At 67.6% G+C, this 12542-nt stretch carries 13 protein-coding genes; 9 read left to right on the top strand and 4 right to left on the bottom strand.

Going from position 1 to position 12542, the window contains the following annotated elements; genetic code table 11:
• The first annotated feature begins 31 nt into the window (after positions 1 to 31).
• Both EEJ42_RS15615 and EEJ42_RS15605 read left to right on the top strand, forming a co-directional pair.
• On the top strand, positions 32 to 964 hold the full coding sequence (locus EEJ42_RS15615; RefSeq protein WP_123100538.1) for a phosphotransferase family protein: 933 nt from the start codon (positions 32 to 34) through the stop codon (positions 962 to 964).
• A gap of 894 nt (positions 965 to 1858) precedes the next feature.
• Positions 1859 to 3265: a UDP-N-acetylmuramoyl-tripeptide--D-alanyl-D-alanine ligase gene (locus EEJ42_RS15605; protein WP_123100537.1), complete on the top strand. Its 1407-nt coding sequence runs from the start codon at positions 1859 to 1861 to the stop codon at positions 3263 to 3265.
• A gap of 154 nt (positions 3266 to 3419) precedes the next feature.
• Here EEJ42_RS15605 and EEJ42_RS15600 read toward each other — a convergent pair whose 3' ends face one another.
• On the bottom strand, positions 3420 to 3887 hold the full coding sequence (locus tag EEJ42_RS15600) for a MazG nucleotide pyrophosphohydrolase domain-containing protein (protein WP_246096750.1): 468 nt from the start codon (positions 3885 to 3887) through the stop codon (positions 3420 to 3422).
• A gap of 135 nt (positions 3888 to 4022) precedes the next feature.
• On the opposite strand from EEJ42_RS15600, the gene EEJ42_RS15595 reads away from it, so the two are divergent.
• From EEJ42_RS15595 to EEJ42_RS15585, 3 genes are all read left to right on the top strand, one after another.
• Positions 4023 to 4712 carry a pentapeptide repeat-containing protein gene (locus EEJ42_RS15595; protein ID WP_123100535.1) on the top strand — a complete coding sequence of 230 codons (690 nt, stop codon included), beginning with the start codon at positions 4023 to 4025 and terminating at the stop codon, positions 4710 to 4712.
• Between the two features lie 76 nt (positions 4713 to 4788).
• Positions 4789 to 5463, top strand: a complete 675-nt coding sequence (locus EEJ42_RS15590; protein WP_123100534.1) for a hypothetical protein — start codon at positions 4789 to 4791, stop codon at positions 5461 to 5463.
• 692 nt (positions 5464 to 6155) lie between these two features.
• Positions 6156 to 7085 carry an XRE family transcriptional regulator gene (locus EEJ42_RS15585; RefSeq protein WP_246096749.1) on the top strand — a complete coding sequence of 310 codons (930 nt, stop codon included), beginning with the start codon at positions 6156 to 6158 and terminating at the stop codon, positions 7083 to 7085.
• A 60-nt stretch (positions 7086 to 7145) separates the two neighbouring features.
• Here the strand turns inward: EEJ42_RS15585 and EEJ42_RS50875 are convergent, their stop codons facing one another.
• Complete coding sequence (locus EEJ42_RS50875; RefSeq protein WP_184503103.1) at positions 7146 to 7427, bottom strand: hypothetical protein; 282 nt, start codon at positions 7425 to 7427, stop codon at positions 7146 to 7148.
• Positions 7428 to 7761: 334 nt separating this feature from the next.
• Here EEJ42_RS50875 and EEJ42_RS15575 point away from each other — a divergent pair, with 334 nt between their 5' ends.
• On the top strand, positions 7762 to 8616 hold the full coding sequence (locus EEJ42_RS15575) for a hypothetical protein (protein ID WP_148081960.1): 855 nt from the start codon (positions 7762 to 7764) through the stop codon (positions 8614 to 8616).
• Between the two features lie 498 nt (positions 8617 to 9114).
• On the opposite strand, the gene EEJ42_RS15570 is transcribed toward EEJ42_RS15575, so the two are convergent.
• Both EEJ42_RS15570 and EEJ42_RS15565 read right to left on the bottom strand, forming a co-directional pair.
• A complete protein-coding gene (locus tag EEJ42_RS15570) occupies positions 9115 to 9318 on the bottom strand; it encodes a DUF397 domain-containing protein (RefSeq protein ID WP_123100531.1) in 204 nt (67 codons plus the stop codon).
• 15 nt (positions 9319 to 9333) lie between these two features.
• On the bottom strand, positions 9334 to 10203 hold the full coding sequence (locus EEJ42_RS15565) for a helix-turn-helix domain-containing protein (protein ID WP_246096748.1): 870 nt from the start codon (positions 10201 to 10203) through the stop codon (positions 9334 to 9336).
• A gap of 234 nt (positions 10204 to 10437) precedes the next feature.
• Here EEJ42_RS15565 and EEJ42_RS15560 point away from each other — a divergent pair, with 234 nt between their 5' ends.
• The 3 genes from EEJ42_RS15560 to EEJ42_RS15550 all read left to right on the top strand — a co-directional run bounded on the left by EEJ42_RS15560 (position 10438) and on the right by EEJ42_RS15550 (position 12524).
• On the top strand, positions 10438 to 10860 hold the full coding sequence (locus EEJ42_RS15560) for an ATP-binding protein (protein WP_246096747.1): 423 nt from the start codon (positions 10438 to 10440) through the stop codon (positions 10858 to 10860).
• 205 nt (positions 10861 to 11065) lie between these two features.
• Positions 11066 to 11914 (top strand): endonuclease/exonuclease/phosphatase family protein, encoded by an 849-nt coding sequence (locus tag EEJ42_RS15555; RefSeq protein WP_123100563.1) that lies wholly within the window; start codon positions 11066 to 11068, stop codon positions 11912 to 11914.
• Positions 11915 to 12068: 154 nt separating this feature from the next.
• Positions 12069 to 12524: a DUF6082 family protein gene (locus tag EEJ42_RS15550; protein ID WP_123100529.1), complete on the top strand. Its 456-nt coding sequence runs from the start codon at positions 12069 to 12071 to the stop codon at positions 12522 to 12524.
• The last annotated feature ends 18 nt before the right edge of the window (positions 12525 to 12542 follow it).

Below are 12542 nucleotides of genomic sequence, written 5' to 3'. Positions count from 1 at the left end.
CCCGTCCACCACCCGACCAGGGACACACCCGATGAGCAGCACTCTTACGTACAGTGGCCAGGAAACCCGCCCCGCCCTGCGGGAAGCCTGCCTCCGCGCCGGCTTCGACGCCGGGCAGGCGCAGTTGATCCGTGCTCTTGACAACGGCATCTGGCGCCTACCCGGTGGTGTCGTCGCCCGGGTCCACCAGCCCGGCACTGAGACCAGCGCCCTGAACGAGATCCGTGGCACCTACTGGCTCTACGGCAACGGCGTCCCCGTCCCCCTGCCCCGTCGGCCCGAACCCGTGATGGCCGCCGGGCGCCCCGTGACCTTCTGGACCGACCTAGGCCCCGGTACTCCCGCTAGCCCCGCCGATGTCGCCCGGATGCTCCGCGTCCTCCACCACCTCCCGGCGCCCACCGACTTCATCCTTCCCGCCCACGACCCCTTCGCCCGCTTCCCCGCCCAGATCGCCGCCGCCCACACCACCCCTGAGGAGAAGGACTGGCTGACGGCCCACGCCTCCCGGCTTCGCGAGCAGTGGTTCGCCCTTGACTGGCCGACCCACGTCTGCGTCATCCACGGCGACGCCGGGCCCGGCAACACCATGGCGACCGCGGCCGGGACGTTCCTCATCGACTGGGAGCGACTCTCCATCGGCCACCGCGAATGGGACCAGGCCACCGCCGCCTGGCACCGCGACGTCTTCGGCGCCAGCCCCGACGACTACACCGCCTTCGCTCACGTCTACGGCCACGACGTCACCACCTGGCACGGCTACCAGGTCATCCGCGACGTCCGCTCCCAGTGCACCGCCCTGTTCGCCCTGCGCCACGCGACCGCCAGCCCGGAAGGCCGCGCCGAAGCGGACCACCGCCTGGCGTGCCTCCGCGGTACCGCTGGCCCTACCCCGAAGCCGTGGAGCGCCCGTAAGTGGCAATGGGCTCGCCCGGCGGTACCCGACGCCGTGCCAGCCCGCTGACGAACCGGCCCCGACGTGAGCCGGAACGGACGACACCTGAGCGTCGGCGTTTCGGCCAATACACCACCGGACGTGTGCTCTTGCACGGCAAGGGTCTCGGTGCACCGCGCACCTCCGAAAAGTCACCCAACTCGAGGGTGCGCAACCCGCCCGAAAGCGCAGGTGTTCGAAACCGGTGCGGCGTCGTTGAGCACAGCGACACCACCATCACGTCCACGAGGGGAACTCATAGACGTACGTCGAACGTGGCAGCGATGGGGCCGGGAACCTGCCGAAAGCCGCGGCTGGCTGCTGCGGCGCCCAGCCGCCCGACCAGGAAACGACGAGTTGAGCAGCGCGAGTTCCACAGCCCGGCCCTCACAACCGCCCCACGTCGAATGCGAGACGACGCTCATGCCCCCAGCTCTTCCGCGATCCGCAAGACCGTCGAGGTGTACCTCGGCCGCCATCCTGACGAGCTTGACGCCCTGGCCGGGCTGCTCGCCGCGCTGGAGGGGCCCGCCGACGTGACCGCCCACACGACGCTGCCCGGTCACGTCACGTGCAGCGCCGTCGTCATCGACCGCCGGTGCCGGGCCCTGCACATCCGGCACTGGGCCACCGGCCTCATGCCGGCCTTCAGCGCGGTGGCGTCGGGACGCATACCGGCCTACAGGGCACCCGCGTCGGGCCGCATTCCCAGCTTCAGCGCGGTGGCGTCCGGGCGCATGCCCGCCTTCAGGCCGGTGTCCGGGATCATTCCGGCGATAGTGGTCATGGAAGTTCCTCCCTGTTCGGTCGCGGGTGGTCCTCGCCGCCATGGGGTGTGGTTTGTCCCTATTGGTGTCACTGCGTCCAGCGGCGTTCGGGGCCGGGTAGGTTGAGAGGTCTCTAATCTTCTGGAGGGAGCTGTTGATGCTTCCGATGAGCGTCGCTCAGATCGCTGAGGTGGTACAGGGGGACCTGTGCCGAGTCCCCGATCCCGGGACGGTGGTGGCAGGGCCTGCCATCATCGACTCCCGGCAGGCGACCCCGGGCAGCCTGTTTATCGCGTTCGCCGGTCAGCATCTCGACGGGCATGACTTCGCGGGCACCGCTGTGGCGGCCGGAGCGGTGTGCGTACTGGCATCCCGCCCTGTGCAGGCTCCCGCCATCGTGGTACCTGACGTCCAGCGGGCCTTAGGTCAGCTCGCGGCCTGGACAATCCACGGCATGACTGGGATCACCCGGATCTGCGTGACCGGCTCCAGCGGCAAGACCAGCACCAAGGACCTCCTCGAGCACGTGCTCGCACGGATGGGCCCGACGGTGGCCACGCACGGTTCGCAGAACAACGAGATCGGCCTGCCGCTGACCGTGCTGCGCGCCTCGCACGACACCCGGTACTTGGTCCTGGAGATGGGCGCCCGGGGAGCCGGTCATCTGACCCACCTGACTGAGCTCGTGCCTCCCGATATCGCGCTCGTGCTCAACGTCGGCGCCGCGCATGTCGGCGAGTTCGGTGGACTTGAGGCCACCGCCCAGGCAAAGGGCGAACTGGTCGAGGCCCTGGCTCCGGGCGGTGTGGCAGTGCTGAACGCAGATGATCCGCTGGTCGCGGCGATGGCCGTCCGCAGTGCGGCACCCGTGCTGCTCTTCGGCCACGCCACCGAGGCGCAGTTCCGGGCAGAGGCTGTCCAGATGGACACCGGTGGCCGACCGCACTTCGAGCTCCACACGCCCGATGGCAAAGCATCGGTGGGCCTGCGGCTGCTCGGGGAACACCACGTGGCCAATGCGCTCGCCGCTGCCGCGGTCGCCCACACGCTGGGCATGACCACCGCACAGATCGCCGAGGCGCTCAGCTCGGCCGTCGCACGGACGGGCAGCCGCATGCAACTGCACGAGCGCGCAGACGGCGTGACGGTGATCGACGACGCGTACAACGCCAATCCCGACTCCGTGGCCGCCGCTTTGCGAGCGCTTGCCGCCATGGGCCTCGGCCGCCGGACCGTAGCGGTTCTGGGGGAGATGGGGGAACTTGGTGACCAGTCTGCAGCCGAGCACCGGGCGGCTGGCGTATTGGCTGGCCAGGTCGGGACCGACGTCGTGGTGTGCATCGGCGGCCGGGACGCCGCGGAAATGGTCGCCGGCGCCGCGCAGACTGGTGCGGTGACCCACCTGGTACCCGACCCGGCGGCCGCCGAGAGCCTGCTCCGGGGTCTGCTGACGGCCGGGGATCTGGTTCTGGTGAAGGCATCTTTGGCTGCCAACCTGCAGACGCTGGTCCAAATTCTGATCGCCGAGCCGCGCTCCGTGACGCTTGTGGCGGATGAGGTGTAGCACAGTGTGACCGCGCCGCCCGCAGCTTGTGCAGACGTCCATTCCGCAGCCCAGCTCGACCACCCCCACGCCTGCCCGGCCCTCCATGACAGAGCCGGGCGAGCGTCGGTCGGCGCGGCAAGCGGCGGCTGGGCGTTCCACTGGTCGAGCCCGTTCACGGGGGCGGTGTCGCCTTCGGCGCAACGTCCGAACACAAGCTGCTCTGCCCGATCGCCCCCTCCCTGAGTTCGTCCTCCAAGTTGGCTGGACCCGCAGGCGCGACAGCTCCCTCGTTCTTCGGGAGCCGTGTGTTGATCGCTGTGCCGAGCTCGGCCATCGTGCGGCGGAACGCCACCTCCAGATCGACGTCATAGCGGTGGGCCAGGATGAGCACCGACCATAGGCAGTCTGCGAGCTCATGTTCCAGTGCTGCACGCCCACCCGGTACCTCCCGAGCACCCTCTTCTGCCATCACCAGCTTGGCCAAATCGCCGACATCGCCGACGAAGCCGAGCATGAACTCCTCCCGTGTCCACACGCGGCCACGTTGGTGCAGGTTCAGCTGGTCGTACAGATCGTGGACACGCATCGCCTGTTGCAGCTCATCAAACCACAACTCCCCGTAATCCGGGTTGAAACGCACAGCAGAGACTGAGGAACTTCTGATCTGCGGATGGGCCATTGTCCCTCCGAGGCGTCGTCTGAACCTGTGTCCGGCAGGGTGACCACTCTGGCAGAGAGTGTGGACGCCAGACCCACCTCGTTGGAAGGCATCCCGATGGGAACCCGCACGATCCGCCGCACGAGCGTCGCCCTGCCCTCGCTGGAAGACCAGCCCGGCATGTACCTGTCCAACGTTGCCTCACTCGAAGGCGGTCGCGGCCGCGTCGCGCAGTTCCACTACGGCGACGCGGCCCTGCGCACGCTCGACCTGGCCGACACACACCTGATGGACGGGCGCATTACCGGGCTCAAGACCCAGCGCGCCCGGCTGGAGAAGCTCCGCGTCGACTCCGTGGAATTCACCGGCTGCGACCTGGCCTCCCTGCACTGGTCCGACAGCAAGGTCTCCCGCACGGTCTTCCACAGCTGCAAGCTAATGGGCTCCACACTGGAAGACATCACCCTCGATAACGTCCTGTTCGAGAACTGCAAGCTCGACTACAGCACCCTCACCGGCATCCGCGCCACCGGCCCCGTCATCGTCTCCCAGTGCTCCCTGCGGGAGACCACGTTCGCCGCGGCCGACCTCAGCGCGGCCCTGCTCGACGACTGCGACCTACGGCTGACAGAGTTCAACGGCGGCAAATACATCGGCATGGACCTGCGCGGCAACAACCTTTCCCAACTCCGGGGCCTAGCCTCGCTCAAGCAGGTGACCATCGACCGGGCACAGACGCTGCAGATGGCCGAGGCCCTCGCGGCGGAGCTGGACGTCACCTACGGCGACGACCTCGACGACAAGTAACCCGCACCTGTCCCCCGGGAGGCGCAGCCATGGGCCCACGGCTCGTATTCGACAAGTTCGACGACCTACGCGCCCGGTGCGACATCGTGCCCGTCCGGCTGACCCACAACCCGGGTACGACGACGGCGCTGTCGTCCGCAGCGGCGATTGGGAGCCGCTCACTGCCGCCGACGCCGAGCAGCACCGTGCCGACACCTCGACACCCGACAGCCTCCGGATCGAACTTGTACGCCGGCCGCTTCCGAACCTCGGCCCGGATGACCCGGCAGGCCGTCTCGAAGCCGCCGCCCGCCTGGACCCCCTCGACGGCCGCTGGCCCACCAAGCTCCTTGGCTGCACGGCCAGCCCCGGGAACTGGGCCACCACCACCGAGGACTCCGCCACCGAGCGCCGCATCGGCCTCCACGTCGACAATTTCGACCGGCTGCCCTACCCAAGGCGCCACCAGGGCCGTCGACGGCTCTGCCTCAACCTCGGTCCTGGCCCGCGCTACCTGCTCATTGGCGACCACGACATTCAGCAGATCTGCCACGCGCTCCACTCCGACCTGGAGCGGCACTACCCCCACACCGAGGACTTACGCCAGTACGTCGCCGCAGGACACCCGTTGCGCTGCCTGCGCATCCGCCTCGAACCGGGCGAGGGGTACATCGCTCCGACCGAGTTCCTGCCTCACGACGGCTCCACCGCCGGAATCGACCAGCCCTCCGTCGCCGCCTTCTGGCTCGGCCGACCGCCGAACGTGACCTGACTGATCAGACACGAGATCGAACCCGAGTCCCTGGGGATCGGCGCGTGGACGCGATGCAACGCCGTCCTGCTCTCGGCCCTGCCTTTTCCTGGCCCCCCATTCCGCATATGGGCCCGATGGGAGGCTCCGCGGACTCGTCGCCCGCGTCGGCGTCCTCACCTGATCCCGGGATGCTCGCCGCGTTGGTTCGGTGTGATGTGCGGTGGGAGTTCGCGAATAGGGGCGGCGACGCGCGGAGCCGCTGGATGTCGCGGTGATCTACGGCGATGGCAGAGTGGGGCGCTGCCGCGCGGTGGCCCGGGTGGAGCCCATGCGGGTACGCGGCCAACGCACACCCCGGCCCCACGAGGAGCTGAGCTGGCCCCTCATCTGGACGAGGAGGCATGGACGGACCTTCGGGTCGCCGCAGGACAAGTTGGTCACCAGATCATGTTTGGTGGCGACCGCTCTAGGCGCCCGGCCTGATCTCTCGGTCAGGTGTTCAGTACGGGCACGCGATCGGGTCAATTTCCGCCTGCCCCTCTCTTCCCGGCTCTAGGCTGGCGGGAGTGGCTCGGGAGGGTGGTGAGGGTCCGGTGCGACGACGGCAGTTACTGGCGAACCTCGCGGTCACCGCCGCTACAGCAGCTGTCGCCCCACTGGCCTGCGTCAGCAGCCGCCCGGTGAACGAAGCCGCCCTCGGAGGAGCCTTCGTGAGCCGAGTCCGGGACGCGATGCTCGGCCTGCACACCGGCACCACCGTCCCGCCGACGGCAGCCCTGCGTACCGATCTCTCCCGCGCCTTCGCCGATTTTCACGCGTGCCGCTACAGCAGCCTCGCCGTCCGCCTGCCCCGGATCATCTGTGCCGGGCACGCACGCGCCGCGATCGACGACGGGAGCGAGCTCGGCGCGTTGTTGGCGCAGAGCTACCTGCTGGCCACGCGCATGCTCATCAAGCTCGACGAGCAGCAACTCGGCGAGTTGGCTGCCAGCCGCGCTCGCCAGACCGCCGAAGCCAGCAATGACGCCCTGCTAGCCGCCGAAGCCTGCCGCCAGCAGAGTGTCCTTGCCCGACGATCGGGCTGTCATGAGCAGGCGATGTCCATCGCCCTGACTGCCGCCGACCATCCCAGCCTGCACGCGGGCGGACTGGACCGTGCCGCGGCGCGCGGGCTGCTGATCCAGTCCGCCGCCTACACCGCCGCCCGCGTCGGCGACACGGCAGGGATGCGCGAGTTGACCGACGAGGCCGCCGCCATCGCCACCGAGCTCGGCGACACCACCCCGCTGCTGCGCGACCACGGCGGCTTCAGCTTCACCACTGTCCAGCTCCACCGCATCTCCGCTGAGAACTCGGCGGGGAATCCGTCAGCGGCCCTCGCCGCGGCCCGGTCGGTGGCGCCTGACCGGCTGCCCAGCACGGAGCGCCGTGCACGCTATTTCACCGACATCGCCACCGCGTGCTGGCGGTGGAGTCGCCGCGACGAATGCATTCGTGCTCTGCTGGCCGCCGAAAAGCATGCCCGCGAGGAGACCCAGACCCGCCCAGCGGTCAGAGCCCTGGTGTCCGAGCTACTGGTTTCCGGGCGTACCACCACCGAACTCCGCGGACTCGCCGCTCGCGTCGGCGTGCTCACCTGATGCCCGTCCTGCTCGCCCAAGGGGACCAGGCGAGCAGGACGGTGAACACGGCGGCCTCCATCAGGGAACAACCGGCGCGTGAGCGTCGAGCAACGCACGGGCTTCGGCCTCGAACGCGGCGTGCCGCTCGCCGAAAGGCTCTGCGCCCGCGAAGGGTGTGGTGCGCGGGCAGCCGAACACGTACTCAGCCGCTGCCGACGCGTGGGAGGCATGGCGACGGCGAGCGCAGTGCAGCTCGGCGAGCAGCACACCGACCGAGGCGGCCTGCTGACGGCTCCAGGAGTGGGCGGGCACCATCCGGCCGGGCGCCCACGGGGTTAGCGCGTACAGGCGGCTGCTCACCGCGGCGAGCGTGTCCCCCTCCGGTGTGGCCGCGGTGCCGGGATAGGAAGACCAGTGGCGGCCAGCGCGCGGGTGGCGGCGTGTTGCCGCCATCGACTGAGGGCCAAGGACCGGGATCATGCCAGTACCACCGAGTCCTGCGTCCATCGCGCGACTGTGGCGGCCATCGCTCGGACGGTGCGAGACCGTGATCAGCCATCCGCATCGGGCCGTCACCCGTAGTAGACATGACCTCGCTCAAGTCTGACAGCTGGCCATCGGCGAGCCGCAGTGCTTGACCAGCCTGGTGTCCAGTAGTTGATAGGGCAGACGTACGGAGAGCAGGAGGGCTCAGGTGCCGAAGAAGAAGCCGAAAAAAAGAGCACGGCGTGCGGGAGGGCACCCGCGAGCCACCGCGAAGCGCCAGTTGGTGCCACCGCCTCGCATCAGCGCCCCGCCCGAAACCTTCGGAGAGTACGACGACGGGCTGGAGCCATGGGGGCCCGACCCGGTACCGCCGGATTACTCGTTCGGCGGCGCCGCGGTCGATCTCGAGTTCGCCACCGGGACTCTGTCAGCCGTGCGCATGGGCTTCGGCGAGCTGTTCGCCCAGGAGCGTCGGCGCACAATTCGCGAGGGCTGGGGCTACACCGTGGAGCTGCCGGCCGTTCTGGAGCTGCTGGACGGGATCCACCACGGCCGGACCAACGCGCGCGATGCACAAAGTGTGCTGTTGAAGGCGGCGCATCTTCTCTATAACCCGCTCCGGTGCTTTGAAGCAGAAGACCCTGACGAACTGCGCACCGTGTGTCGCCAGAACGGTGGGTGTGCACTGTGCGAGGAACGCCGCTCCTGGTTCGACGCCCTGCTGGATGACTCGGACGCCCGCTGGAATCGACTGCAGGAGCCGGAGAGCTATCCGTTCACCGCGGGACGGAACGGCCTCCACGAGACCACCTGCTCCGTGGTCAAACGTGAGATCCCCTCCAGCTACGCGCGGCCGACAGGCGACGCCTACACCAGCGCGCTGCACGCCTTCAGCCACACCGTCGACCCACACAGCTCCCAAGACGACTTCGAAGGGTCAGGCGACTATCCGCGCTTTGAGGCCATGACCTCACAGCAGGCCCGAAAATGGATCACTGACCGGACCGGTCCGAAGGGCGGCCGCCACTACAAGCTGTGCCATCTATGCGCTCCTGCACCGTGAACCATTCGGCCCCCCGGAAGTGTGCTGAAGTCTTCCGACACGCAGTTACCCGCGCGGGCAGCGTAGAGCAAGTGGTGCAGCGGCGCGGGGCTGCGTGATCTGATCGGTAAGCTGCTCCACCTGTGAGCGGCCCGACGGACCTCCCACCAGATGTGCCCGGCATCCCGCCGCGGCCGCACACCCAAGGAACCGCGTATGAGGAGCTTCCCGCGCCCCGCCACGCTGGCGACCGCCCTTACAACGATGAGCCCCCCGTCTCCACTGGTGGTGGAGACGGGGGCGAACTCCGGAAGCTATGCGTCGAACTCACCATGTGAACACCGAGCTTGAACGCCTGCCACTCCGCTGTGGTGTAGAGGAGTGGCAGGTCGTCGGGAGTTGAGACGTTCCTCATGGAGGCCGCGCCTCAGAGGAGGTGCGTGATCTCGATGCGGTTGTGCGGGGCGCTCAAATCGATCGCGTCCAGGTTGCTCTTCTCTCGGAGAACGGCACCCACGTTCAGAGGGCACCGTTCCGGACGGCTGTGACGAATTCCTGCCACTGGGCCGGTCCGAAGGTGTGGGCGCCCAAGGCGCGGTCCTTGCTGTCGCCGACGGCAACGAGGTCGTCGGCGGTCATCTGGGTTTCGACGCAGGTCCCCCCGTTATCGCCGCTGTAGGAGGACTTCTTCCACGCGTCCTCGGGGAGGTTGTGCCGCATCATCTGGTGTACCTGCCTCTAAGTTCTCTGTTTGAAGTCTCGCGCCACTTGCGAGATCAGTTCCATAGACCGCCGTGACGGTAGGGCGGATGCTCGGAGGTCGTCAAAAGCTAGCTTGTAGCGCTCAACGGGGCCATCTTCCTCCAGATACAGCGCCCCGTCGAGATAGTCCAGGTTGACGACGTCCAGATCCATCGGGTCCGGATACGAGTAGAGACTGAACGCTCCGTCGAGTCCCGCGTGCCAGCCGTGACCGAAGGGAATGACCTGGATCGTCAGTTCCGGCGGGCTGTTCACCTCGATCAGCTTCTCAAGCTGTGAAGCCATCGTCTCCGGGCCTCCGATTTCGCGCCGGAGCACGGCCTCGTCGAGGATGCACACGTACTGGGGCGCGCTGTCCCGACGCAAGATCTCCTGACGGCTCATGCGAACCGAGACGTAGGACTCGATCTGTTCCTCTCCGGCGTTCTTCTCGACGGCCCGGATGGACTCCGTCGCGTACTCGAGGGTCTGGAGGAGACCAGGAACCAGCAGGGGCTGGAAGACGTGGATGCGGGCTGCGTCGGATTCGATGGCCAGCCGTTCTTGGAACCCGTCAGGCAGTATGACGCTGTACTGCGCCCACCAGCCCTTGCGTCGTCCTTCTCGCGCCAACGTGGTCAGGGCGGTTCTGAGCCGCTGGTCCTGGACTCCGTAGAGGTCGAGCAGGGCTTGGATCTCCAGCTTGGTGACGCGCTGCCGTCCGTTCTCCTGTCGACTGATCTTGGACTTGTCACCACCGATCTCCTCGGCGGCTGCCTCCATCTTGACGCCGGCCTCTTCACGTAGCCGCTTGAGCTCGCTGCCGAGCCTCCGGCGTCGCACTGTCGGTCGTGGGTGGCTTGGCAACGCTACTCCCTCTGCAGGTGTGTTGGGCACCAGTGTCGCGCACACTACCCCTCCAATGGACGGCATATGCCAGAGGACTAAGCCGCTTCTTGCAGTTCTCCAATTTTGTAGTTCGATGAGGTTGCGCAGCAATCATAGTTGGGTCCAACCTGTTGCGAGTTCACCTATGGCGCTCAGTCGGTAACAGAGCGTCGGCCCGTTCGCTATGCGCTGATGCAGGGCGCTGGAGGAGCCATGACCGTCATGGCAGAGGCAGCAATCAGGGAGTACAGGCAGGAGCTGACTGCTCACCCGCAGGACCTCAAGGTCTTACGTTGGACGGTCAGAGCGCACCTGCGTCATTGGGGCTTCGACCAGCTAGTGGAAGCTGCGACGCTGGGTGTTAACGAGCTGCTGTCCAACGTGGACAAGCACACGGAGTCCGCGAGTTGCGTCCTCACGCTCCAACGTCAACCTGCTGGCGTGCGCGTAACGGTCAGTGACACCAGTACCGACCTGCCGGTAGTTCGCGCTCCGGACTGGGCCGCCGAGAGCGGGCGGGGGTTGGTTCTCCTAAGGGAGTTGGCCACCTCCTGGGGCGTCAAGCCCACCGCCGAAGGCAAGGACGTGTGGTTCGAGATCGAGATCAGCACGACTTCGGGGGAGCCCGCCGCGTGAACGAGATGCGCAGCCGACACCGGCGTCCCCGGCCCCCCGCCAGGGGCTACTGGACCGAGGTAACCGCCTTCCACGCCGAGACCGAGCACTCCCTGAAGGGGTTCCAATTCGGTGGTGAGCCCGCTGATAGACAGGCGCGAGGCCTGCTCGGGGTGCGCGAAGAGGCGTCCAGGTCGGCTGCCGGGAGTCTGCGATGACTCTCCGGGTGGGCACCTACAACCTCCTCAACGGTTCGGGCGACCGCTGGCAGGGCCAGATGGAGGTTCTGGCCGGTCTGCAGCTAGACGTCTTGGGCCTCCAGGAGGCGAAACACTGGGACCGCGATGACATGGCCCGGGTGTACGACACCGCATGGGCGCTGGGGATGCAGCCCCTGTTCGCGCCGTCGAACAACCATGGGTGTCACCTGGTGACGCTGTACCGGGAGCCGCGGGTGCGGTGCAGGCGGTTCCGTGCGCACGCGGTGTCCGGCGCCTTTCACCACACCGCATCTCGCGCCGTGCTCTCCATCGATGGCCTCGACATCAGGGTGCTCCACACTCATCTCAATCCGGTGGATGGGGATGCCCGGCTGGGCGAGGCTCGCTGGCTGACCGAGTACGCCGCCCCCAAGCATGCCTCGCTGCTGATCGGTGATCTGAACACCGTCGGGCTCAAATGCAAGGCCCCGGACTGGACCCGGTTCCCGCGCCAACTGCAGTCCAGGCACCGCTTGGTCCGGGCAGATGGCAGCTACGGCGGCCTGGATCGCCGGACGATGGCCGCCCTGATCAAGGCCGGATTCATAGATCCGCCAGTCCAGCTCCACGAACCGGCCCAGCGGACCGCCGGCTACTGGAACAAGGCGGAGCTGTGGGACCACCGGAGCGACTACGTGCTGCTCTCACCCGCCATGGCTCCCGCCTTGTGCACCTACGAGGTGGTGGATACGGAGACCACGCGGGCCCTCTCCGACCACCTGCCTGTGGTCGCCACACTCAACCTCGACGCGCTTCAGGACCTGCCGCGCACCGGCGTGCTCCACCCGCCGCGACGGGAGCCCGTCGCAGCATAGATCACCGTCCGGCGGGCCGGTTGCTTCGGCCCCGCCCGTTGGACGGTTCCAAGCCCCGGCGCGGGGCGGCAGCTCCTCACTCATCTCCCGTTGGAGGGGCGCGCCCCGCGTCGGCTTGACCCACGAAGACACACCACGAGAAAGGGACCACCGGATGAACATCGCGTACGCCATCCTTGTTGTCGCAGCCGTCGGAGTCGCCCTGATCGTGCAAAGGCAGTTACACCAGCGACAGCGCAACGAAGCGATCGTCGCCCAGATCCATCACGACTGGCTGACCCACCTGACCAACCGTCCTCACCTCGCGAAGCTGTGGATGCCCGAGTGGATGGATGAGGAGGTAGACGAGAAGAAATTCGTGGAGCTCATCAACGCCAACCAACAGGCGTGTGCCCTTGCTCTGAGGGACAGGCTGGGCCTCGCCCGCGGGAAGCGACTGGACTTCATGACGAAGACGTTCATGGAGAAGGAAGTCGGCCGCGGGTACTGGGCCGCCTGCGGTGGCTACCGCGAAGAGGAGGCGACAGGCGACAGGTCCGCCAAGCGTTTCAGCCGGTCCATGCGAAAGGCGTTCAACGCCCGCCTGGACACCGGGCCCGAGAGCGTCTGACCTCTGTACGCCGGCACC

The organism is Streptomyces botrytidirepellens (assembly GCF_003721215.1).
Classification (GTDB): Bacteria; Actinomycetota; Actinomycetes; order Streptomycetales; family Streptomycetaceae; genus Streptomyces; species Streptomyces himastatinicus.
This window is presented reverse-complemented; position numbering and strand designations above follow the sequence as displayed.